Origin of the sequence: Sphingobacterium detergens, from assembly GCF_003610355.1 — a bacterium.
GTDB classification, from domain to species: domain Bacteria; phylum Bacteroidota; class Bacteroidia; order Sphingobacteriales; family Sphingobacteriaceae; genus Sphingobacterium; species Sphingobacterium detergens.
Window position 1 is genome coordinate 350,218 of sequence record NZ_RAPY01000002.1, and the last position, 24,371, is coordinate 374,588.

Here is a 24,371-nt window from a genome sequence, read left to right on the forward strand (position 1 = left end):
TAATACAGCAACAATACAGGAAATTATGAACTCAAAGGCAGCAGAAATTGAAAGAGAGAATCCAATTATCGTGGGACTCGATATTGGTACTACCAAAATTTGTGTTACGGTTGGGAGACGTAGCTCAGGGAACAAAATCGAATTATTAGGTGTGGGCAAAGCCGACTCTGCGGGTGTGAGCCGAGGAGTGGTTGCCAATATCCAAAAGACTGTGGGAAGTATTTTGGAAGCGGTAGAAATTGCCGAAGCACAATCTAATGTCGATATTAAGGTTGTCAATGTGGGGATCGCTGGTCAGCACATTAAGAGCATCCAACACCGTGGAATATTTACCAAAACAGATGGTGATGATGAAATCATTCGTAGAGATATCGAACGATTGATTTCCGATATGTATAAACTGGTACTGCCTCCAGGAGAAGAAATTATACATGTTTTACCTCAGGAGTTTACGGTAGATAATGAACCGGGTATCCGCGAACCTATCGGCATGGCTGGACGTCGTATAGAAGCAAATTTCCATATTATTTCGGGAAGAGTTACCGATATCAAAAATATTAAAAAATGTATTGATAATTCCAACCTGGAAGTTGCTGAACTGATCCTTGAGCCTTTGGCATCTTCAGAAGCTGTATTGGATGAAGATGAAAAAAATGCTGGTGTTGTATTAGTTGATATTGGTGGTGGAACGACAGATGTTGCCATCTTCCATGAAGGAATTATTCGTCATACCGCTGTAATCCCATTGGGCGGTAATATTGTGACCGAAGATATTCGCCAAGGTTGTTCTGTATTACGTTCGCAGGCGGAATTGCTGAAAACTCGATTTGGATCTGCTCTTGCAGATGAAAACAAAGAGAATGAGGTGATTTGTGTTCCTGGATTGAAAGGTCGTGAGCCGAAGGAAATTTCGGTGAAAAACTTGGCTTATATTATTCAAGCTAGAATGGAAGAGATTATCGAGCATGTGTATTATGAGATCAAATCTTCTGGTTATGAAAATAAACTGATCGGTGGTATCGTTATCACAGGAGGTGGAGCTCAATTGAAGCATTTGGTACAACTCGTTGAGTACATCACTGGAATAGATTGTCGTGTCGGTTTTCCTAACGAGTATCTTTCGAAGAATGAAGTATTACCGAAACCACTATTTGAAGAATTGAAAAGCCCATTATATGCAACAAGTATTGGCTTGTTGATCAAGGGTATTCAATCGCATGAAGAAGAGGAGGATAGCCGTAGAGAAGCGCATGCACCAGCTAAAAAAGTACAGGCGACCACGACGACGAAAGAAGTTTCGGAACAACAGCAAAAAGAACAAGGATTGTTGTCATGGTTCAAGCGATTTATTAAGGATGGTAATGAAATTGATGACGCAAGTTTTTTAGATAAAAAGTAAGTTTTCCACAATGGTTGAAGTTTTCCACAATTTCACAAATGTGGAAAACTTTTGTTGAAATTATATTATTATTACATTACATATAGTGGGTTTGGTTCATTTTGATATCGTGTTCATTATAAGTTAAATAGGGATAAGTTATGTCAATACAGTTTGAAATGTTAAAAGAGCAATCTTCAATAATCAAGGTTATTGGGGTTGGTGGTGGTGGCGGCAATGCCGTAAACCACATGTATAAACAAGGAATTAGTGGTGTAGATTTTATCGTGTGTAATACTGATGCTCAGGCATTGGAGTTAAGCCCGATCCCAAATAAAGTTCAATTGGGAATAAGTCTAACCGAAGGTATGGGTGCTGGAGCAGATCCTGATGTAGGTGAAAATTCGGCTATCGAAAGTATTGAAGATATCAAACGCATGTTGGGCACCAATACCAAAATGTTGTTTATTACTGCTGGTATGGGTGGTGGTACAGGTACTGGAGCAAGCCCGGTTTTGGCTAAGGCCGCTAAGGAATTGGGTATTCTTACTGTTGCGATCATTACCACACCATTTACATTCGAAGGTAAACGTCGTCGCTCACAAGCGGAAGAGGGACTTTCGGAATTGCGTAAATATGTAGATTCTTATCTTGTTATCTCCAACGATCGCTTGCGCGAAATCTTTGGAAATTTAACGATGACAGCAGCCTTTGCAAAAGCAGATGATATATTGACTACTGCCGCAAAAGGTATCGCCGAAATTATCACTATCCCTGGTTATGTAAACGTCGATTTTAAAGATGTTCGTACAGTTATGAACGATAGTGGTGTAGCGATTATGGGTAATGCGATTGCCGAAGGTGAAGATCGTGCGTTACGTGCAGTAGAAGGTGCTTTGGCTTCCCCATTGTTGAAAGACAATGAGATCGAAGGAGCTCGTTATATTTTATTGAATATTACTTCTGGAACAAAAGAGGTAACGATGGATGAAGTTGCAATCATCACAGATTATATTCAAGAAAAAGCAGGCTTGTCTGCCGATTTGATCTGGGGTAATTGTATTGACGAAAACTTTGAAGATGAATTGTCAGTAACAATTATCGCAACAGGTTTTCAGACTTCAGAAGAACGTGATAAAGAGCGCGAAAATACAAAAGTATCTATGCCCTTGACACCTGAACCGGTAAATTCTTTTGTTAAACCTGTTTCTCAGGTGGCTCCAAAGGAAGCGCCAGTTGCCAATAGTTTTGTCACTCCGGTTCAACGTGTGGATACACCAGCTCCTTCAACAAATACTTCGACGCCAAATAATCTGCAGTCTGACTTATTTACTTCTCCCAAAAATGTTGTGCAACAACAGCAAGTAGCGATTGAAGAACCACAGGTAATACGTCATGATTTGGGATTTGATGGCGCTTATGAAGAGGAAACTCCATTTGCTGAAAGTGATTTTCAGTTGAAAACTTCACCTTCTGTTTTTCAATTTCAAATGCCAACAGTATTCGATTCCTATTCAACTCCATCTGCATCAGACTATGAGGAAAAACCAACGTTTTCCTCAAGCACAACAAACGAACAAATTGAAGTTCCGCAGGTAGAAGAAGAGCAGGTATCGTTTGAAGATCAATTGGTGCGTACCAAAGAGCGTATCTTGCGATTGAAAGAACTAAGCATGAAATTGAAATCTTCGAATGGTCTTCATGAGTTGGAGAATGAGCCAGCTTACAAAAGAAAGCAGATGTCATTGGAGGATACACCACATTCTTCGCAGTCACAAGTCTCTCGCTTTACATTGTCGTTTGAGGATGGAAATACCGAGATTCGACCAAATAATTCTTTTTTACACGACAATGTAGATTAATCGAATTGACATAAAATACTAAAAAGCCATCCATTCGGATGGCTTTTTTAGTATCTTTAAATACCGATATAATACAATTATACAAGCTATGACTACAAAATTAAATAACCCTGTATGGGTGATGAGTTCTGCCTTTGATAAATTGTCACTACCAGAGTTGATTCAAACAACAAAAAGAATTGGCGCCGGTGGAATTGACCTTTGTGTTTTTAGAAAAGATGGCACGCGTGAGGACCATACAGCTACACATTTGGACTATGAGGGATTTACACCAGTAAAAGCTAAAGAGACGCTAGAATTGTTTAATCAAGCCGATTTAAAGCTTTCACTTGGAGCCTTTGAGAATATGATTGGAGGAGATCCCGAACAACGTGTAAAAAATCAGAATCACCTATTAAAATTGATCCGGATTGCCCATTTGCTGGGTGGTGATGAGAATAATATCAAAGTTGGTACTTTCGTCGGTTATAATCACGAATTGGGAAATCAGCTTGATGGATTTCAGAAAAACCTGGATGAATATAAGCGCGTATTTGCACCAATTGTGAATTACGCTGAGAGTCTTGGGGTAACAATACTATATGAAAACTGTCCTATGGAGGGCTGGCGTTCTTCAAGGTATAGTTCTACCTACAACAACTTACCAGCAGTCTTGGCAGCACGTAAATTGATGTATGCAATGGTGCCTAGTAAAGCACATGGTGAAATTTACGATCCTTCACATGATGTTTGGCAAAATACAAACCCAATTGACGTCATTCGTAATACTGATATCAGTCGATTGCAGCGTATACATGTGAAAACCACACGTAACCTACAGACAACTGCTCGTGTGGATTGGGGTGGAATGTATCCTATGCAACATGTTGACGCTGAACTAGCAAAAAAAGCAAATGTGAGTATTCCGGGGCATGACTGGGATAGACATCACTATGAAGCGATGCTTCCTGGATTTGGTGGATCAGATAGCATGGATTGGCGCGGTTTTGTTGATCTACTTCAGGAACGTGGATTCAAAGGGCCATTTGAAATTGAAAATGAGGCAAAAAATTCAAAAGATACAGGAGATTTTTCGGCAACAGTACAAGGATTTACGACTTGTCTTAATTTCTTAGCCCCTATGTTATGGGATTTGGAAGCTGAGGTGGGTTATGCTTATAAAAAATCGGAACCCCTCAAAGATATCAATGTGAAAGATATTCCAGTTATAACAATGGATGATCTAATCTAAAAAAGATACACTCCAACAACATTTTAATTGTTGGAGTGTATTCTGAAAAGTTCAATTAGCTCAGGAATATTGGAAACATTTAGCTTCTCAAATATTCTGCTTTTATAGGTACTGACAGTTGATGGGCTCAGCTCAAGTAGGCCCGATACTTCAATGATTCCTAGGCCTTTGATCAGTTGTTTTGCCACATCTACCTCTCTGTTTGACAAGCGTGCCAATGGATTTAATTTTGTAAGTTCGGATTTACTCTGAGTCAATTTTTGGACATATAAATCCTGTACATTGCTCGACATATACTTACCTCTTTCTTGGATAGCTAATATAGCGTGACTCAATTCTGCCATCGCGGTAGTTTTATTGAGATAGCCTACTGCTCCAGCTTCAATATAGCGTAAAGCATATAATGATTCATCATAAGATGAGAAAATTAAAATTTTGATAGTAGGTTGAATCTGCAGGATTTCTTCAACAACTCTAATATTATTTCCTCCTGGCATATTGATGTCCAGTAATAATAGATCGAAATCTTCCAGTTTTATCTTTTCTAGTACCTCGTCGAAATTTTCGGCCTGAAATATTTCCGCTTTTTTAAGGGTCTCCTTAATAATAACGGAAGCTCCGAGTCGTACAATACCGTGGTCGTCTGCAATAAGAATCTTCTTCATAGATACTTTATATTATTCTGGGCTTTATTACCGTACGAAATTTAAAGTACTATCAATATACAATATATCTTGATATTTTGCCCTAGTTAACGAGCAAATATAGCAAATTAAGTTAATAAAAAACTTGAGGATATCGTTTTAGGTCATAATTTTAAAAATAGGATTTAAGATAGAAAAATGTAGGACAATAAAAGACTCGCGATAAAAAATTGGTTTATTTTAATTAGATTTATGTGACAATTACTAGTTTTGGTAAAATTTTAAAAGATTAAATGGTTTTAATATGGGATTTTTAAAAGAATTTAAAGAGTTCGCAATGCGCGGTAGCGTTGTTGATTTGGCTGTCGGTGTTGTTATCGGTGGGGCATTTGGGAAAATTGTTACCTCATTGGTTGACGATATTATCATGCCACCCATAGGTTATTTAACAGGTGGCGTAGATTTTGCATCCAAGAAAATTATACTTAAAGTTGCTGATGAGGCCACAAAACAAGCTGAAGTTTCTATCAACTATGGGAATTTTATTAATGTGGTTATTCAGTTTATAATTGTTGCATTATGTATTTTCACTGTTATTAAAGCATTAAATTCGCTAAAACGCAAAGAGGAGGCTGCTCCTGCCGCTCCAGCTGCACCAACAAAAGAAGAGACATTGTTGACGGAGATCAGAGATATTCTGAAAACTAAATAATTTCAAATTTTTATTTGATTTCGAATAAAACAGAGGAGTACCACTTCTCTGTTTTTTATTCTTGTGCAATTTGTAAATTGGTTTTTTAGGCTGTCAATGAATAAATTAGAGATGACTTTTTACTTAAAGTCTAAATGTTCTCAATATTGTTTGTTTTTGTCTAAAATAAACTTTACTTTTGCATTCCTCTTGGGGAGTTTTGTATTAATTGAAGTAAGAACAAATTAGCATAATAGCGTCATGAAAAGAACATTTCAGCCATCGCAAAGAAAAAGAAGAAACAAACACGGTTTTAGAGAGCGCATGAGCTCTGCAAACGGTAGAAGAGTATTAGCTTCACGTAGAGCTAAAGGTAGAAAACGTCTTACAGTGTCTGACGAATACCGTCACAAAGGTTAATCTTTGACAAGGATCGGTGGCTGCTTATAAGAGCTTTTTCTGATAAGATTAAGTCATCGTATGAGAAATACATTTACAAAAGAAGAACGGTTATGTGCGAAAAGGCGTATTGATACGCTTTTTAAAAGCGGTTCTTCTTTTGTTTTGTACCCTTTTAGAATTGTTTTTGTTTTCGAAAAAAACAATGAGACTGAAAATTCCTCCCCCTGTCAGTCTATTATATCTGTTTCCAAACGTAGGTTCAAAAGAGCAGTAGATCGCAATGCGATAAAGCGTATGATGCGTGAAAGCTATCGTCTCCAAAAATCGAATGATTTGATTCCTTTTTTGCTTAGACATAATGTAACTTTGTATTTAGCTATTCAGTACGTGGGCAAACAGATCTTAGCATATGATGTGTTCCATACCGCGATGAATAAAATGCTAAAAAAATTACAGGATGAATGTGCTGATGCTTATTTGGAAAAAGGGAATTAAACCTTTCTTTAGTTTTATTTTCTTAGCTATTATTCGTTTCTATCAACTATTTATTTCACCATTCTTGGGTGCTAATTGCCGGTATACACCTACTTGTTCTCAATATGGCAAGGAGGCTATTCTAAAATATGGACCTTTTAAAGGGGGCTGGATGGCCTTGAAGCGAATAGGACGTTGTAATCCCTGGGGCGGCCATGGTCATGATCCTGTACCTTGATTTCAATATAAACGATGAATAATTTAATTTTACAAATTGATACCTCGACCAGCGTTTGTTCGGTAGCCTTAAGTGAAAATGGACAGACATTAACCGTGCTGGATCTTGATGAACCTAACGCGCATGCTGCTAAACTGACTGTTTTGATCGAACAGGTTTTGGCTGAAACAGAACGTTCTATGAAAGAGCTTACAGCGATAGCGGTAAGCATGGGTCCCGGATCTTATACAGGATTGCGTATTGGGGTGTCTACAGCAAAAGGCCTTTGCTATGGTTTAGATATACCTTTGATTGCAATCAATACGCTTGAAGCATTGTTTTTTGGATACCACGAGCAATTTGGATTAAAGGAAAAGGAAGCTTTTATACCAATGCTGGATGCGCGTCGCATGGAAGTATATTCTGCAGTATATGACCATAAGCATGAACTTGTAAAACCTACTTCAGCAGAGATCATTGACGCTGATTATTTTGAAGAACTGTTGACTACATATAATTGCGTTAACCTATTTGGTTCAGGTGCTGATAAATTTGATACATTGTTTGATACGAACGATCGCGTGAATGTGCATTTAGGGTTTAGAGATTCTGCTGCGTTTTTATCACAATTGGCGTTTGATAAATTTCAAAATAAAGAATTCGAGGATGTTGCCTATTTTGAGCCTTTCTATCTGAAAGACTTTGTGGTAATGACAAAGAAAAAGGTTGGCCTATAGCCAACCTTTTCTTTTGAACCATAAGTAAATGGCCATCGAAATAGCAATCATGATTGCCATAGCAATGGGGTAACCATAATACCATTCCAGTTCCGGCATATTTTTAAAATTCATTCCATATACTCCCGCCACAAATGTAATCGGCATAAAAAAGACTGAGAAAATCGTCAAAATACGCATGATTTCGTTCGTGTGATTTGATGATATATTAAAGAATACGTTCAATAATTGCGCAACATTCTCAGATAAGTTTTCATACAATGTTGAGGTGCGTATTTGAAGATCTTTTAAGTCTCGCGTATATACATCTTTTTTGGAGGACGAATGGAAATGTTCGATGACCTCCTTATACAAGAAGATGACCTTTCTGGCGACATCTATTTGCCGTTTGATGAAATATAGATTTTTCAGTACAGGTTGTTGCTTCATTCGTTTCAGAAAAATCAGTTCCTCATAAGAATCGATACGTGTTGACAGTTGTTCCAATGTTTTACTGAAAGTGAAAACCGCAGCTGTGGTAATAAATACAGCCAGTTTTCGACTATTTTTAGTCTTTATGCTCGTAAACTCAATGTTTTTGAGCTTCTCTAAAAACTCAATACGGCGTTTATGTACAGTGATTACAAAATCGCTGCCATAGAAAATCGTTAGGCGATCTGTTACTTCGCCTATACTGTCCGAATTCTCTTTGAAATTATCAGACATGACCCGGAGAATAACAAACGTGTAGTTTTCAAATTCTTCAATTTTAGGGAGATGGTCGGGTTCCTTGGAATCCTTAATGGAGGCATCATTTAGATTATATCTTTCCTTGATGAAAGTAAAATCTTCCGAGGTAGGCTCGGAGATATCAATCCATTCATAATTTGCGATTTCTTTTTCAACAATCGTTTTGATCATAAATCTAATTTATACAAAGACCAAGATACTAAACAATTTTGTTTGTTGCCAATACCTGCAGAACGAGGGGGGAGTGGGTTGCTTTTTAATTGGCAGGTCTGGGAGCTTAATAAATCAAAAAAGCCATCAAATGTTATGATGGCTTTCCTGATATCTATTTTAATCTTCTTATTTGTTGGAAGATTTGTATTCGTCATTTAACTGTTTGATTACTTCATTGGTGATTTCCAGAGAAGGATCAGCATACAATACAGTAGGGTTGGATTTTGAGTAAGTCAGTACAAGTTTATAACCGTTGTCTGCAGCATGTTTTTTCAAAAACTCAGTGATTTTATTATACACGTTGTTGAATTCTTCTGACTCATCTTTAGCGAGGGATGAAGATGCAGTCTGATCTAATCTTGCCAACTCATCTTGTTTACGTGCTAATTTTTGTTCGGTAGCTTGTCTATCTGCAGCAGACATTGTAGCAGCATTTTTTTGATAGTCAGCAACCTCACGTTGAAACGCAGCACTTTTAGCTTGAAGATCGGCTTGCGCTTTTTTTACTTTGTTTTCAAGCTTTGACTTGATGTCTTTAAAATATTGATATTTTTCCGAAAGAGAATCAGAATTTAAATAAACGATTTTATCCTTGTTGCTGCCTTGACTCTCTTTGCTTACAGCGTTCGAATCATTTTTGGAAGGTTCATTTTGCGTTTTTGCACCTTGATTACATGATACGATTGTTCCAGCCAATAAAAGACCAAAGGAAACTTTCGATACAATTGAAAATATAGTGTTCATTTTTTTATTATTTGCAAATTAATACTGAAACAAACCTAACATAAAAAAATCGAAATTCTAATTTTTAAGCATAAAAAAGTAAAATTATCGACCATTTGATTGTTTCGGATTATCCGTTTAATACTTCACCGTAGACTTGATAAATCGGCCAAAATTTCGTATTTTTGAATATTACATTTAACAGTTTTTCAATGAGCGAAGAAAAGAAAAATGCATCCACCTACTCGGCCGATAATATTCAGGTATTAGAGGGTTTAGAGGCGGTTCGTAAGCGTCCATCCATGTATATTGGTGATACCGGTGTAAAAGGATTACACCACTTGGTATACGAGGTTGTAGACAATTCAATCGACGAAGCTGTAGCAGGGTACTGTACAGATATCTTTGTTACTATCCATAAAGACAATTCAATTTCTGTTCGGGATAACGGTCGTGGTATCCCTACCGGAATCAACAAAAAAGAGAATAAATCAGCGTTGGAACTCGTTATGACGGTATTACATGCTGGTGGTAAGTTTGACAAAGATACATACAAAGTATCTGGGGGTCTACATGGTGTGGGGGTATCTTGTGTGAACGCATTGTCTACACTTTTGAAAGCTGAGGTACACCGCGATGGAAAAATATACCAACAGGAGTATCAAATCGGTAAACCTTTATACGATGTAAAAGAAGTTGGTGTCTCTGATAAGACAGGTACAATTGTAACATTCCATCCGGATGCAACAATATTTACACAAACCACAGTATATAATTACGATACTTTGGCCAATAGACTTCGTGAGCTTGCATTCTTAAATAAAGGAGTAAGCTTAACTTTGGAGGACGAGCGTGAAACCAACGAAGACGGTTCAGAAAAGAAAGAAACTTTTCATTCTGAAGGTGGTTTGAAAGAATTTGTCAAATTCTTGGATGGTACGCGTCAAGCATTGATTCCTGAGCCAATCTATGTAGAAGGAATCAAACAAGGTATTCCTGTGGAGTTGGCTTTACAATATAACGATACTTATTCTGAGAATGTCCATTCTTATGTCAATAATATCAACACGATCGAGGGTGGATCACACGTAGCGGGTTTCCGCAGAGGTCTGACACGTACCTTGAAAGCATATGCTGATAAATCAGGGTTGCTGAAAAACTTAAAAGTCGAAATTACAGGCGATGATTTCCGTGAGGGATTGACTGCTGTCATTTCGGTGAAGGTTGCTGAGCCTCAATTTGAAGGACAGACAAAAACCAAGTTAGGTAACTCCGAAGTAATGGGAGCTGTAGATGTGGCTGTTGGTGAGATTTTAGGTGTTTACCTTGAAGAGAACCCACGTGAAGCGAAATCTATTGTTCAAAAGGTTGTTATCGCCGCCCAAGCGCGTGCAGCAGCACGTAAAGCTCGGGACTTGGTACAACGCAAAACTGTAATGGGTGGTTCCGGGCTTCCTGGTAAATTGGCCGATTGTCAAGATAATGACCCTACTAAATGTGAGATTTATTTTGTCGAGGGGGATTCTGCGGGCGGTACAGCGAAGTCTGGTCGCGACCGTAAGCATCAAGCCATTATGCCGTTACGGGGTAAGATCCTGAACGTTGAAAAAGCAATGGAACATAAGATCTATGAAAATGAAGAGATCAAAAATATGTTTACTGCTTTAGGTGTAAGCGTTGGTACAGCTGAAGATGCCAAAGCGTTGAATATTGACAAATTACGCTACCACCGTATCATTATCATGACCGATGCCGATGTGGATGGTTCCCACATTACGACTTTGATTTTGACATTCTATTTCAGATACATGAAGGAATTGATCGAAAGAGGGTATGTATATATCGCTACTCCTCCTTTGTATCTCGTGAAAAAGGGTAAGGAACATGAGTATGCATGGAATGAAGACCAACGTATTAATGCGATCCAACGCCTAAAAGGAACAGGTAAAGAAGATAGTGTACATGTACAGCGCTATAAAGGTCTCGGTGAGATGAATGCGGAACAATTATGGGATACAACAATGAATCCTGAAACACGCACTTTGCGTCAGGTAACTATTGAAAATGCTGCTGAATGTGACCGTATTTTCTCGATGTTAATGGGAGACGAAGTTGCACCTCGTCGTGAATTTATAGAGAAAAATGCACGTTACGCAAAAATTGATATTTAAGCACAATTTTATAACGAAAATAGAAGGTCTGATGAAATTTTCATCAGACCTTTTTTTATTCCATTTTATTTTCTAACTTAATACAGAGGAATCATTTTTCTGCCGGGATAAGTGCTTCTTTAACCAACGGATAGCCAATATTTAATAGAACCTATTATGAAATATTGTAGCAAAATCTTGCTCTTTATAGGTTATTTTATTGGGATAACCTGTTTGGCGCAAACAAATGAAAAAATCAACCTTGAAGAGCTGTTTGAAAGCTTATCGGAGGAACTACCCGAAGATACTGATCTAAGTGAACTAAGTGAAAAATGGACCTACTATCTAAAAAATCCGATCGATTTGAATAAGACTGATGGGACAGAACTAATCGAATTACAATTTATAGATCCTTTATTGTTGCAGCGGTTGATTGAGCATCGTCAGGTTTCTGGCAATTTTATCAATGCCTTGGAGATCCAGTCCATTGAAGGTTTTAATCCACGGATCGTGAGCTTATTGTTGCCTTTCGTTAAAGTCGGAGAGGCTAGTCCATTTATAGGAAGCCAATTCAATGATTTATCACACGAATTTATGTTACGATATGGACGTACCCTAGAGAAAATAAAAGGATACCAAATTATAGATACCACAAGATCCCGGTATCTGGGAGACCCCAATCGATATGCCATTCGATATCGGGCTAATCTAAAAAATAAAATTCGCTTGGCGATTAATATGGAAAAGGATGCTGGTGAGCCATTTTTTAAGGATAAGCAAAAATTGGGATTTGATTTTTATGGAGTAAGTCTATTTGTTAAGTCTATTGGTCCAGTTCGCAACCTTGTCATTGGAGATTATGCATTGCAATTTGGTCAGGGTCTTAGCATGTGGAATGGTTTGAGCTTTGGTAAAGGGGGACTCGTACAGAATACTGCCAGACAGGGAATCGGTGTGAAGCAATACACGTCATTAAATGAGGTTGATTTTATGCGTGGAATTACTGGAACTTTACAGCTCCAGCGATTTGAGATCACACCATATTTTTCATACCAGAACATTGATGCTAATGTATCCGATAATATAGAATCTAGGGTCATTAAGACGATTGCGAAATCAGGATTACACCGAACGCCAACTGAGCAACGCTATAGAAATGCCGCACATCAAATGACTTATGGGATGAATGTCTTATGGCGATATAATCGTTTCAAAATAGGAGCCAATTTCAATCAATCTCAATTGGATGCGATTAAGCTCAAAGGGACAGGCAAAAGACAACAGTATGATTTCGAAGGCGACATGCTGCAAAATATAAGTCTGTATACCAATTATACGTTCCGAAATGCTCATTTATTTGGAGAATATGCCAGTAGTTTAGATGGTGGATCGGCTATGCTATTGGGGGCTATTGTCAGCTTACACCCACGGGTATCCGCAGTTGTTCTTGTGCGGAATTATAGGAAAAACTACCATACTTTTTATGGGCAAGGTTTTGGTGAATCGAGTAACACCTCAAATGAAGAAGGGATTTATGCAGGATTTACCTATCAATTGGCGAGAAAGTTAGTTTGGTCCAGTTACATTGATATATTTCGATTCCCAGAGGCTAAATATCAGGCCGATACCGGATCTGTAGGTGCGGACTTTTTTAGTCAACTCAGTTATATATGGTATAAGAAGGGACAACTCACGTTGAGGTACAGAAATCGATTAAAACAGACCGATTATTTGGGAGAGGGGCAAACCGAATCAGGACTGGTAAATAGCTCAAAACAACAGGTACGCATAGAGTTTCAATATAAATTGAATCGTATCTGGACTATTCGTTCCCGAGCTGAGGCTAATTTATTCCAGAAAGAATATGAGGATAATAATCTGGGCTATCTATTTTATCAGGATGTTTTCTGGAAACCAGATGTCGGAAAAATTCAATTGAATTCACGGATAGCCTATTTTCAGGCCGATACTTATGATAATCGGATCTATGCTTATGAGAACGATGTGTTATATGCTTCAGGATTTGGAATGTATAATATGAAAGGCTGGCGTGCATATCTGAATTTAAGGTATAGAATAAACCATAATCTTGATATATGGGCAAAGTATGGCGTTTATTATTACCCTGATAAAGAGGTCATCGGTACAGGATTGGATGAGATCAACGGTAATAGAAAGTCCGAAATCAAGCTGCAATTGAGATGGCAATTATGAAGGAATTAAGTTTTTATCAAAAGTTGGAACGAATTCCTATACTAAAGATTGCTTCGGTTTACGCTATTGGGCTCTTTACAGCTCCAGTGCTAAAGCTCTCACCTGTATGGTTTCAATACCTGCAATATAGCTTGTTCCTGTTAACTGGAATAACCCTTTGTTGCTATATGCTCAAAGGAAGACTCTTTAAATATAGCTATCTTATCGGATATTATATGCTGGTTCTGTTATTTGCTGTGTGGCAGTTTTGGTCTAAAGACCCGCTTTATGTCAGAAATCATTTTTCACATTTTGAGTTGGATAATTATGTTGTGGATATTACTGAGGAGCCTAAAGCTAAATCCGGTGTCATTCGATTCTCAGCAGAGGTAATAGGCGGTTATAGCCAGGGACGTTTTATTGCAACTACTGGCAAGATTATGATCTCCTTAAAATCTAGAGTGAAAGGCCCGTTTCAATATGCTGATCGGATTTGGTTAGCGGGTAAAATGGTAAGCGTACATCCGCCATTGAATCCACTCGAGTTTGATTATAAAGAACACCTGGAAAGAGCTGATATTTATCATCAAATTTTCTTGCACGCAGATAACTATGCCCTAATTGTACAGGGAGTTTCGCAATCCACAGATATTACTGGTATGGCTCTAGAAACACGGGGGTATTTTTTAAAAAAAATACGGAATTATTTTGAAAAAGAGGAACACTTCTCCATTGTAGCTGCTTTGATTTATGGTTTTCGTAATAATCTTGATGAGGATACCATAAGGGCATTTACAAACACAGGAACGGTACATATCTTGAGCGTTTCTGGAATGCATGTGGCAGTGCTTTTCGGTTTTTTATCACTTGTGTTTAGATATATTCCCTGGCCGTTGATGTTGAACTGGTTGCCTGTTGCAATAACATTTTCCGTTATTTGGCTATATGCTTTTATTACGGGGTTAGATCCACCTATTACCCGTGCTGCTATTATGATAAGTTTTGTTTTATTCGCACAATATTTTAAACGAAATAGTTCGACTTTAAATGCGCTGGTAGCTGCCGCAACAGTTATATTGCTCTGTGCCCCTAAAGCGATTACGAATGTGGGATTTCAGCTCTCATTTTTGGCGGTATTAGGCATGATATTATTTTTGCCAATTTTTGAAAAGATGATTGTTGCAAAAAATCTAATACTGCGTTTTTTTAGGGATACCGTTGGTATCTCTATAGCTGCACAAATTTTGACAACACCACTGACGCTCTATTATTTTGGACAATTTCCTACCTATTTTTTACTGGCTAATCTATTGGTCGACTTCCCTTCAACATTAGCAATGTATCTGGGTTTTGTGATGACGATCAATCCTATTGATTGGTTAAATGAAATTTTGGGAATCCTCTTGGAAAATTTAATCAGATTTATGCTTTATTGCCTGGATTCCATTGATCATTTGGCCTTTTCAACTATCAAAATCAATATCATTGACAATGGCCTCCTTTTCCTTTCATATGCGGCTATTTTTTCGTTTTTATATGCCTATCAATGGAAAGACAAAAAGTATCACTATTTGGGGCTCCTTTGCGTGACTGGGATCATGATCATAGATATCAACCAACAGATGATAAATAAAAATATGGAGCGATTTCGGGTATACAATACGAGAAATGAACTAACAATAGCTTATTTTAAGAATAGACGGGCTGTAATTTATAGCACCTTTGATTCATTAAATCATAAAGCCCTACAATATGCTTGCGGTCGGGAAATTCAGGTATTGACTACTGATGACAATATTCAATTTATTCCATTAAATAGTAAAGCTATAAGGAATAATTATTTAATAGAACTACCCATAGGAAAAGTAGTCGTTATGGAGCATTTTGAAGATACACTACCACAAGCAGATCTATTGGTCATTAGGAAGAATGCTATTCATAAACTATCTGCTGCAGTACATATAATTTCACCCAAAGAGGTTATCCTTGATGGTTCCAATTCACTGAAAAAATCGTTACAAGCTGAAGTCATACTGGACCGCTTGAGTATAAAGAATTATATCATAAAAGATAATTTTGCGTATGTTTGGGATAAGGAGAGCTTATGACTTTAGATAGCATATCAATCTTAAGGCAATATTGGGGTTTTGAATCATTTCGACCATTACAGGAGGAAATTATTCAGTCAGTTATTTCTGGTAAAGATACACTTGCCTTACTACCAACAGGAGGGGGGAAATCCATTTGTTTTCAGGTACCGGCATTGATGATGGAGGGAATCTGCATTGTGGTGACACCGTTGATTGCGCTGATGAAAGATCAGGTAGAACATTTGAGGAAAAATGGGATCCAGGCAGTCGCTATTTATTCGGGAATGAAAAAGCGGGAAGTGGATATTACCTTGGATAATTGTGTCTATGGAAAAATAAAGTTTCTTTACTTATCTCCTGAGCGATTGTATAATGATCTTGTCAGGGAGCGGATCCGATTTATGAACGTCAATCTATTCGCTATCGATGAAGCGCATTGTATTTCTCAATGGGGTTATGATTTTAGGCCACCTTATCTGGAGTTAGCGAAACTGAAGGAGCTTCATCCTAAAGTGCCATTTTTAGCACTGACAGCAACCGCGACTGAACGGGTTATTGTCGATATACAGCAGAAACTCAATTTTCCGAAGGAGAATGTATTTGTCAAAAGTTTTCTTCGAGATAACTTAGCCTATATGGCTATTGAGGAAGAAGACAAAATGGGACGGATGGTACGTATTATTCATAAACTGGGTGGATCAGGTATCGTATATGTTCGAAATCGAAGAGAGACACAGGAAATAGCACGTATTTTAATCAACAATGGAATAGCATCAGACTACTATCATGCAGGGCTGCCTGGACAGGAGCGTGACCAAAAGCAGAATGGCTGGATGACTAATGCTGTTCGTGTTATCGTTGCTACAAATGCTTTTGGTATGGGAATCGATAAACCTGATGTTCGTTTTGTCATTCACCTGGATCTGCCTGATTCGCTGGAAGCTTATTACCAGGAAGCTGGTAGGGCTGGACGTGATGGTAAAAAAGCTTATCCAGTTATTCTTTATCAAAAGAATGATGAAAAGAAGCTTGTTGATACGTTGGAAGCCAGTTTTCCCGATGTCCCTTTCATTCAACAGACATATCATTATTTATGTAATCATTTCCAGATTCCCTATGGAGCAGGCGAAGGTCTTACGGTGGATTTTGATGTGGTTACGTTTGCCAAAAAATATCAATTGCCTTTGGTACCAGTCATGAATGCATTGAAATTTTTGGAACGCGATGGTTGGTTGACATTGTCAGAAGCGGTAACGATACCCTCACGTTTCAAATTTGAAATTGATAGCACAGAATTGTATAAGGTTCAAGTGCAATATGTGAAATATGATAAATTGATTAAGGCAATTTTACGTACCTATGGTGGTGTTTTTGAGAATTATATACTAATTAATGAATATGAATTTGCAAATAAGCTTGGAGTTCCATACGGTCGGGTGGTGGAGCTTTTAAAATCACTGGAAGCATTGGAAATTGCGAGTTACCTCCCTTCTACGGATGCACCACAGCTGACATTTTTGCAAAATCGTGTTGATTACAAACACCTATACATCGATCATATCTTTATTCGCGACCGCCATCAAGTCAAAGGGGAACAGGTCAATGGGATGATAGATTATATCGAAAAATCCCATTGTCGCAGCCAGTCCTTGCTGCTTTATTTTGGTGAAAAGAATGCGGGTTTCTGCCAGGTATGTGATCTCTGTTTAATGCGTATACACAAGGAAAGCCAGCGAGCTAAAATTAAGGAAGAGATAAAAAACAGCTTGTTGTTGGGACCCAAAAGTCTTCACGACCTGATTGACAGTTTGACCTTTGGAACTGAAAAAAGAAGAATAGAGATTGTCCGTGATCTACTGGATGCCGAAGTAATTCGTTTGGAGGACAAGCTCTATTCCTGGAATACTTTATTTTGATTATTTTTCTATTGGTAGGTTAAGTTCTTCTCTGCCCCATTCAGACCAGGAACCATCGTATACACGTATGTTTGTGTGGCCTGAGATATACGATGCAAAGGCGAGGATAGAGGCTGTTACCCCCGAACCACAGGAAAATATGTATTCATTTCCGGTTGTTTTAAATTGATCAAATTGTTGCTTAAGTTCGTCAGTTTGCTTGTAATAAATACCATCAAGCAATTCCTCGAAAGGTAGGTTTTTAGAATGGGGAATATGTCCACCATTAAGGCCTTTTCGGGGCTCTGCAACTAAGCCGATAAATCTTCCTTTACTTCTAGCGTCAAAAATACTGACTTCTGGCGCTTTATAATGTGCTAAGATATACTCTTTGTCAGCATAAAGGTTTTTTTGAAAATGTGCTTTATAATTTCCCGTATTGTGCTGCTGCTTGTAACTGTCTGTTAGTTCAAATTTATTTTTTTTCCAGGCAGGAACTCCTCCATTTAAAATATAGACCTGATCAAACCCCATTACTTTAAACATCCACCAAGCGCGTGGACTGGAATAAACTCCCCATCTGTCATATAAAACAACGATGCTGTTCTGATCAATTCCTAATGCTTGAGCTTCTGTCTCAAACACCTGTTCAGATACTAAGGTGTGCGGCAATTTAGCAGTATGGTCAGAGAATTTCCCTTCGATATCAAAAAATAATGAATTTGGAAGTAATTCTAACTTTGCGTCTTTTAAAGATTGACCGACCTTATCGATGGTGCAGTCTAGTAGGATTACATTTCCATTTTGGACCAATGTATCCTGAAGTTCGGATGGACTAATTAAGGCTGATTTGAATAACATAACAATGATCTTATGTATACAAAATTACAAAGCAGACCTTTAAAAACAAAGAGGCTGTTCTTTTGGAACAGCCTCTTTTTATGGATTGAAAATGCTAATTACTTAGCGTTTTTGTCATTTTCCATTTGCTCTTTCAATTGAGCTAACACGTCTAAGTCACCTAAAGTAGATTTTTCAACAGAATCTTTTACTTTTTTAACAGCTGAAGACTCAGCTTTAGCGTCTTTTTTACGGTTGCTAGACTCTTCTTTGCGAGCTTCTTCTTTCTCTTCTTCCCAGATACGAGAGTGAGAAATTACCAAACGTTTGTTCTCTTTGTTGAACTCGATGATTTTGAATGAAGTTACTTCATCAACTTTCAATGAAGAACCGTCTTCTTTAACAGAGTGTTTAGAAGGACAGAAACCTTCAACACCATATTGTAGCGCAACGATATCACCTTTGTCACCAACTTTGATCACAGTACCTTCGTGGATAGAACCTTCAGTGAAGATTGTCTCGAAAGTATCCCAAGGATTTTCTTCCAATTGTTTGTGACCTAAAGATAATTTACGGTTTTCTTCATCTAATTCTAATACAACTACTTCTAATGTCTCACCAACTTTAGTGAATTCGTTAGGGTGGTTGATTTTTTTAGACCAAGATAAATCAGAGATGTGGATCAAACCGTCGATACCTTCTTCTAACTCAACAAATACACCGAAGTTAGTCATGTTTTTAACAACAGCTGATTGTTTAGAACCAACAGGGTAACGCTCAGTGATGTTTTTCCAAGGATCTGGAGTCAATTGTTTGATACCTAAGCTCATTTTACGCTCATCACGATCTAAAGTTAAGATTTGAGCTTCGATCTCGTCACCAACTTTTAAGAACTCTTGTGGAGAACGTAAGTTTTGAGACCAAGACATTTCAGAAACGTGGATCAAACCTTCAACACCTGGGATGATTTCTAAGAAAGCACCGTAATCAGCAACTGTTACGATTTTACCTTTAACTTTAGAACCAACTTCTAATGCTGTATCTAAAGATTCCCAAGGGTGCTCAGATAATTGTTTCAAGCCTAAAGCGATACGTTTTTTCTCATCATCAAAGTCTAATACAACAACGTTGATTGTTTGATCTAAAGCTAAAACTTCTTTTGGATGCTCGATACGACCCCAAGAGATATCTGTGATATGCAACAAACCGTCAACACCACCTAAGTCGATGAATACACCGAAGTCAGTGATATTTTTAACAGTTCCTTCTAATACTTGACCTTTTTCTAATTTAGCAACGATCTCAGATTTTTGGTTTTCTAAGTCGTTCTCAATTAACACTTTGTGTGATACGACAACGTTTTTGAATTCGTGGTTGATTTTAACAACTTTGAATTCCATTGTTTTACCTACGTATACATCGTAGTCACGGATAGGTTTGATATCGATTTGAGATCCAGGTAAGAAAGCTTCAACACCTTTGATGTCAACGATAAGACCACCTTTAGTACGGCTCTTAACGAAACCAGTAATGATTGCATCATTTTCCAATGCCTCATTGATAGCTTCCCAAGATTTTTGAGTTTTAGCACGTTTGCGAGAAAGTACTAATTGACCGTTAGCATCTTCTTGAGATTCAACGAATACGTCAACTTTGTCACCAATTTTTAATTCTGGTAAGTCACGGAATTCGGATAAAGAAACTAAACCGTCAGATTTGAAACCAACATTTAAGACAACGTCTTTGTTGTTGATAGAAACGACAGTACCTTCAATAATTTCACCTTGGTTAACTTGGTTGAAAGTATCTGCGTATTGTGCTTCAAGTTTAGCGCGTTCAGCTTCGCTATAATTTCCGAAACCTTTATCATTTGCATCCCAGTCAAATTCACCTTCTGGTGTGATCCAAGTGTTTGATTTGATTTCGTCGATTAAGTTTGAATCAGCTTCTGATTCAATTTTTTCAGTGTCTTTCACTACTTTAGTGTCAGCACCTTGTAGCTCTGCGTTTTTCGCTGCTAATTCTTTTTCTGCTTCTTGTTTTTTTGCCATTAATTAATTTTCTCCTTTTTCCTACGTTGTAGGAGTTGCAAAGGTACAAAAAAACTTTTAATGCAAAATTTTATTTTTCTTATTTTATTGAAAGACTTTCAGTTATCCTCCTAGGTATAGGTTGCTGTCGAACTGCTTGGTCTGAGTGGGCTCATGACAGGATCTTTCACTGGTCAGAATAGGAGGGGGTTAGGCCTTATAGCGTTCTTTTTGGCTGTTCGTTGTGACTTGTCGTGCTATTCGTTATCTTTTTTAAAGGAGTTGAAGATCCGTGGCTTGGCGATCACAATGGTTTGCTTGGACAATGCTATTGCAGCATTTAACTCATAGCCCAATAATAATATTAGGGTATTGAGGTAGATCCAAAGCATAATGACGATCAGCGTTCCGATCGAGCCATATAATTTATTATATGCACCAAAATGATTAATATAGAATGTGAAAATCGAGAAAGTCAAAATCGCTAATATAGTGGCCATGGAGGCTCCGGGGCTAAATAACTTCCACTTGTTTGATGTAGATGGACCAAACTTATAAATACAGCTCACTGTAAAGAAATAAATTGCGAAAATAATAATCCATCGAGAGAGTTTTAACAAAGTCGCCCACATACTGGATTTAATGCCCGTAGTTTCTTTTAGATAATCAATCGTTACACCAGCAATTGTAAATACAGTCATCCCGACGGTGAGGGCAAAAATAATCAGAAAGGCTAATGTCAGTGCAACGAACCTTTTTCTTATCCAAGGTCTTTTCTCTGTCATTAAGGAAGCTTTATTGAAAGCATTCATCAATGAGGCCATGCCATTTGTCGCAAAATATGCTGCGAAAAGAAAACCGAAGGAAAGGAGCCCTCCATTCTGGTTTTTAATAATATCCTCGAGGGTGGTTTCAACGACAAGGAATGCATTTTTAGGAATGACAACCGCTAAAAAATCCAGTAATTGCTCCTGAAAGTTGTTGATTGGAATATAGGGAATTAATGTAAATAGAAAGATGATGCCAGGAAATATAGCCAACAAAAAACTATATGATAATGATGATGCCTTGCTGACGATTGAATCTCTGGCGAGCTCCTGAAAGAAAAACACTGCTACAGTATAAAGGGGAAGTGAACCAAATCCTGGTAACACAACCCGTTTACTCCATTCGATTAATCTAAAATAAGGTTCAAAATTTAATAGCCATTGGTGGAATTTCCCCATATCAATTAAAATATTTACTCATCTTATCCTGAAAGACCTGTGGCGGCATACATGGTTTATTCTTTTCCATATTGACAAATACCAACGTTGTCTCTCCTTGATTGAGTAACTCACCATTTTCGTTAAAAAGTTCATATTCAAAAATAATACGGACCGCAGGTTTCTTACGAATCGTTACCCGGATCGTTATCAGATCATCATACTTACCCGGTTTGAGATATTTTGTTTTCAACTCTGTGACAGGGAGCATAACGCCCATTTCTTCCAGTTCTTTATAAGATATCCCTGTACTTCTCAGCATCTCAGTCCTTGCTATCTCATAAAAGGCAGCGTAATTGCCATAATAGACATAACCCATTTGGTCTGTTTCTGCATAGCGAACACGAATCTGATGGTCAAATACAAACATTATTTCTTGATATTTCTGGCGTCTAAGGCTTGTTGGAATTTTCGAGCATTCACTAGATGTTCTACTTCTGTTTTTGCAAAATTATGGTAACCTGAGAAATCATCCTTTGCACACATATAGATATAATCATGTTGCTTAAAATTCAGAACCGCATCAATAGCAGCGATACTCGGGATAGAAATAGGTCCCGGAGGCAAGCCTCTATAGATGTAGGTATTGTAAGGGTTATCCATTCTTAAATGCTTATTTAAGACCCTTCTGATCGTAAAATCATTATTAGCAAAGATTACTGTTGGATCGGCTTGTAGGAGCATGCCTTTTTTTAGACGATTTAAATATAAGCCAGCGATCATGGGCATTTCGTCTTGGTGCAAAGCTTCCCCTTTAACGATGGAAGCCAATGTACTCACCTGTTGTGGAGTTAGGTTCAGTGCTTTTGCTTTAGCAATGCGATCTGCGTTCCAGAATTTTTTCCACTCATCATCAAAGCGGGCAATAACCTTTTCTGGACTCGTGTTCCAGTAAATTTCATAGGTATTTGGGATGAAAATTGAAATCAGGTTTTCTTTGGTAAATCCAAATTTTTGCGCTGTAGCTTCATCATTCAGTACTGCAATAAATTGTGCTGAATCAGCCTCAAAGCTTTTGCCCAATAATGCAGCCATATTTTCTTTTAGCCTTACATTGGCAAATCTAAATTTCACAGGTTCCTGATAGCCACCGATCAAGTTACCGATCAAACGTCGGTTGTTCATTCCGGGAGTTAATAAGTAGCGACCCGGTTTAACACTTTGTTCGTATTTTTTATATTGAGCAGCACGTTCGAATGAAGCGATATCATCCAAAAGACTAGAGTCTTGAATCGATTTGAGGACATCTTCATACTTTGCACCCTCATGGATATAGAGGTATTTCTTCTCTCCAGAAACGTTTGAGGCAAAGAAAGCCTTATAAAATGTCCATGCAAAATACCCCCCAACAAGGATGACGATTAATGCAACAATTTTTAACCAACTTGGTATTCCTTTTTTATTTTCCATCAGAATTACTTTTTTATATCTGTGATAAAACCTTCACCGACATAGAACTCATCTTTTATACAAATGATTCATGGCTTACGAAGGTTTCATGATCGCTTTAGAAGCCTAGACTATTTGCTTTATTTTCCTTTTTTTGTCCCGCTGTAGGCGCTGCATTTGAAGACTTGGCGGGAGGGGCGTTTGTTGTCGTTTTTGTCGTAGTAGCTGGCTTCGTCGCAACGGGTTTCGCAGCAGGTGGATTCGACTGAGTCGGAGTTACCTGGGGTTTGGGTACAGTTGTAGATCCTGGTGTACCTGTTGTCGGTGAAGGCGCTGTCAACGAAAGTGTCACGTCTATTTTGGCGCCTAAGCTCGTTAATCCCTTTTCTACCCCCGGAGATTGCACACTGATCACCGCTGTTGTTGTATCGGTTACGTTGGGATCGTAGGTTACTGTTCCCAAGCCAAGTCCGGCGCCAGAGAGGGCAAATTTAGCTTCGTTTAAAGGGAGTCCGATAAGATTCGGAATTTCAACTTCATTCGCTCCAAGACCATTGCCTAGGACAAGATCTATCCGTGAACCTTTTGGAATCATTCGACCATTTCGGATAGACTGACCCGCAAATTGGGCATCCAGAACAATATCTCTAGCAATATCAGCAACATAAGAAGTGTCACCTATTTTAAGATTATGATTTTTCAGGATAGCTGTTGCTTCAATCAGGGTCTTATCTTTAATATTTGGGAAAGAGACTTCTGGAGCCACTTGAGTGATAATGGTCAGATAAATTGTTCGGCCAGATTTCACGTGAAATCCCTGCTCGGGATCTTGTTCGATCACCAGACCGGGTTTAGCATCCATCTGATAAACGGAGTCTATTTGATATTCTAATCCGGCATCCTCCAGGGCTTGGACGGCTGCGTTGATATGGAGTCCCTTTATTTTTGGAACTGCAATAGATTCATCATGCTTAGTATATATTTTCAGCCCCACATATACGGCAAGAAATAGGCAGACTATCGCGATGAATGCGGCAATGAGATTTTTTCTGAAGGTGGGTGTCTGAAGATATTGTACGACTTTGGACATTACTGTGTTTGATAAAATGAATTCTGCATAGAACCGCAATATTGAAGCCAATTTTGCAGAATGGTTAAATAAAATTATTCCTCACAAAATTATTCGTTTTTCCGTGTATAGCAAATTATATTTGCTAT

General features: G+C 38.0%; 21 protein-coding genes. 12 read left to right on the forward strand and 9 right to left on the reverse strand.

Going from position 1 to position 24,371, the window contains the following annotated elements:
• Positions 1–25: 25 nt before the first annotated feature.
• From ftsA to DFQ12_RS13510, 3 genes are all read left to right on the forward strand, one after another.
• Positions 26–1,399: a cell division protein FtsA gene (ftsA, locus tag DFQ12_RS13500; protein WP_104384261.1), complete on the forward strand. Its 1,374-nt coding sequence runs from the start codon at positions 26–28 to the stop codon at positions 1,397–1,399.
• Positions 1,400–1,539: 140 nt separating this feature from the next.
• Entirely contained in the window at positions 1,540–3,240 is a 1,701-nt protein-coding gene (gene ftsZ / locus DFQ12_RS13505; protein WP_120259587.1) for a cell division protein FtsZ, read from the forward strand.
• An 88-nt stretch (positions 3,241–3,328) separates the two neighbouring features.
• The gene (locus DFQ12_RS13510; RefSeq protein WP_120259588.1) at positions 3,329–4,471 is read left to right on the forward strand and encodes a sugar phosphate isomerase/epimerase family protein; all 1,143 of its coding nucleotides are present in this window, start codon (positions 3,329–3,331) and stop codon (positions 4,469–4,471) included.
• 23 nt (positions 4,472–4,494) lie between these two features.
• On the opposite strand, the gene DFQ12_RS13515 is transcribed toward DFQ12_RS13510, so the two are convergent.
• Positions 4,495–5,136 (reverse strand): response regulator, encoded by a 642-nt coding sequence (locus DFQ12_RS13515; protein WP_120259589.1) that lies wholly within the window; start codon positions 5,134–5,136, stop codon positions 4,495–4,497.
• Positions 5,137–5,419: 283 nt separating this feature from the next.
• Between DFQ12_RS13515 and mscL the strand changes: the two genes are divergently transcribed.
• The 5 genes from mscL (at position 5,420) to tsaB (ending at position 7,636) form a co-directional block, all read left to right on the forward strand.
• On the forward strand, positions 5,420–5,827 hold the full coding sequence (mscL, locus tag DFQ12_RS13520) for a large-conductance mechanosensitive channel protein MscL (RefSeq protein ID WP_120259590.1): 408 nt from the start codon (positions 5,420–5,422) through the stop codon (positions 5,825–5,827).
• Positions 5,828–6,067: 240 nt separating this feature from the next.
• Positions 6,068–6,226, forward strand: a complete 159-nt coding sequence (rpmH, locus tag DFQ12_RS13525; protein WP_075991291.1) for a 50S ribosomal protein L34 — start codon at positions 6,068–6,070, stop codon at positions 6,224–6,226.
• Between the two features lie 60 nt (positions 6,227–6,286).
• Positions 6,287–6,703: a ribonuclease P protein component gene (locus tag DFQ12_RS13530; protein WP_120259591.1), complete on the forward strand. Its 417-nt coding sequence runs from the start codon at positions 6,287–6,289 to the stop codon at positions 6,701–6,703.
• Positions 6,666–6,920, forward strand: a complete 255-nt coding sequence (gene yidD, locus DFQ12_RS13535) for a membrane protein insertion efficiency factor YidD (protein ID WP_120259592.1) — start codon at positions 6,666–6,668, stop codon at positions 6,918–6,920. The genes DFQ12_RS13530 and yidD overlap by 38 nt, the downstream gene beginning before the upstream one ends.
• Positions 6,921–6,934: 14 nt before the next feature.
• Entirely contained in the window at positions 6,935–7,636 is a 702-nt protein-coding gene (tsaB, locus tag DFQ12_RS13540) for a tRNA (adenosine(37)-N6)-threonylcarbamoyltransferase complex dimerization subunit type 1 TsaB (protein ID WP_120259593.1), read from the forward strand.
• On the opposite strand, the gene DFQ12_RS13545 is transcribed toward tsaB, so the two are convergent.
• Positions 7,631–8,536: a CorA family divalent cation transporter gene (locus DFQ12_RS13545; RefSeq protein WP_120259594.1), complete on the reverse strand. Its 906-nt coding sequence runs from the start codon at positions 8,534–8,536 to the stop codon at positions 7,631–7,633. The genes tsaB and DFQ12_RS13545 overlap by 6 nt on opposite strands.
• Before the next feature lie 168 nt (positions 8,537–8,704).
• On the reverse strand, positions 8,705–9,322 hold the full coding sequence (locus DFQ12_RS13550) for an OmpH/Skp family outer membrane protein (protein ID WP_120259595.1): 618 nt from the start codon (positions 9,320–9,322) through the stop codon (positions 8,705–8,707).
• A gap of 191 nt (positions 9,323–9,513) precedes the next feature.
• Here DFQ12_RS13550 and gyrB point away from each other — a divergent pair, with 191 nt between their 5' ends.
• From gyrB to DFQ12_RS13570, 4 genes are all read left to right on the forward strand, one after another.
• Positions 9,514–11,472, forward strand: coding sequence for a DNA topoisomerase (ATP-hydrolyzing) subunit B (gene gyrB, locus DFQ12_RS13555; protein WP_120259596.1), 1,959 nt, complete (start codon positions 9,514–9,516; stop codon positions 11,470–11,472).
• A gap of 156 nt (positions 11,473–11,628) precedes the next feature.
• The gene (locus DFQ12_RS13560; protein ID WP_120259597.1) at positions 11,629–13,665 is read left to right on the forward strand and encodes a ComEA family DNA-binding protein; all 2,037 of its coding nucleotides are present in this window, start codon (positions 11,629–11,631) and stop codon (positions 13,663–13,665) included.
• Entirely contained in the window at positions 13,662–15,752 is a 2,091-nt protein-coding gene (locus DFQ12_RS13565; RefSeq protein WP_167457273.1) for a ComEC/Rec2 family competence protein, read from the forward strand. The genes DFQ12_RS13560 and DFQ12_RS13565 overlap by 4 nt, the downstream gene beginning before the upstream one ends.
• Entirely contained in the window at positions 15,749–17,650 is a 1,902-nt protein-coding gene (locus DFQ12_RS13570; protein WP_120259599.1) for a RecQ family ATP-dependent DNA helicase, read from the forward strand. The genes DFQ12_RS13565 and DFQ12_RS13570 overlap by 4 nt, the downstream gene beginning before the upstream one ends.
• Here DFQ12_RS13570 and DFQ12_RS13575 read toward each other — a convergent pair whose 3' ends face one another.
• From DFQ12_RS13575 to DFQ12_RS13600, 6 genes are all read right to left on the reverse strand, one after another.
• On the reverse strand, positions 17,651–18,490 hold the full coding sequence (locus DFQ12_RS13575; protein ID WP_120259600.1) for a sulfurtransferase: 840 nt from the start codon (positions 18,488–18,490) through the stop codon (positions 17,651–17,653).
• Between the two features lie 98 nt (positions 18,491–18,588).
• Entirely contained in the window at positions 18,589–20,520 is a 1,932-nt protein-coding gene (rpsA, locus tag DFQ12_RS13580) for a 30S ribosomal protein S1 (RefSeq protein ID WP_120259601.1), read from the reverse strand.
• Positions 20,521–20,756: 236 nt separating this feature from the next.
• A complete protein-coding gene (locus DFQ12_RS13585) occupies positions 20,757–21,725 on the reverse strand; it encodes a YihY/virulence factor BrkB family protein (RefSeq protein WP_120259602.1) in 969 nt (322 codons plus the stop codon).
• A 1-nt stretch (position 21,726) separates the two neighbouring features.
• Positions 21,727–22,134, reverse strand: coding sequence for an acyl-CoA thioesterase (locus tag DFQ12_RS13590; protein ID WP_120259603.1), 408 nt, complete (start codon positions 22,132–22,134; stop codon positions 21,727–21,729).
• Positions 22,134–23,174: an endolytic transglycosylase MltG gene (gene mltG, locus DFQ12_RS13595; RefSeq protein ID WP_120259604.1), complete on the reverse strand. Its 1,041-nt coding sequence runs from the start codon at positions 23,172–23,174 to the stop codon at positions 22,134–22,136. The genes DFQ12_RS13590 and mltG overlap by 1 nt, the downstream gene beginning before the upstream one ends.
• 97 nt (positions 23,175–23,271) lie before the next feature.
• A complete protein-coding gene (locus tag DFQ12_RS13600) occupies positions 23,272–24,243 on the reverse strand; it encodes a PASTA domain-containing protein (protein WP_120259605.1) in 972 nt (323 codons plus the stop codon).
• Positions 24,244–24,371 lie beyond the last annotated feature (128 nt).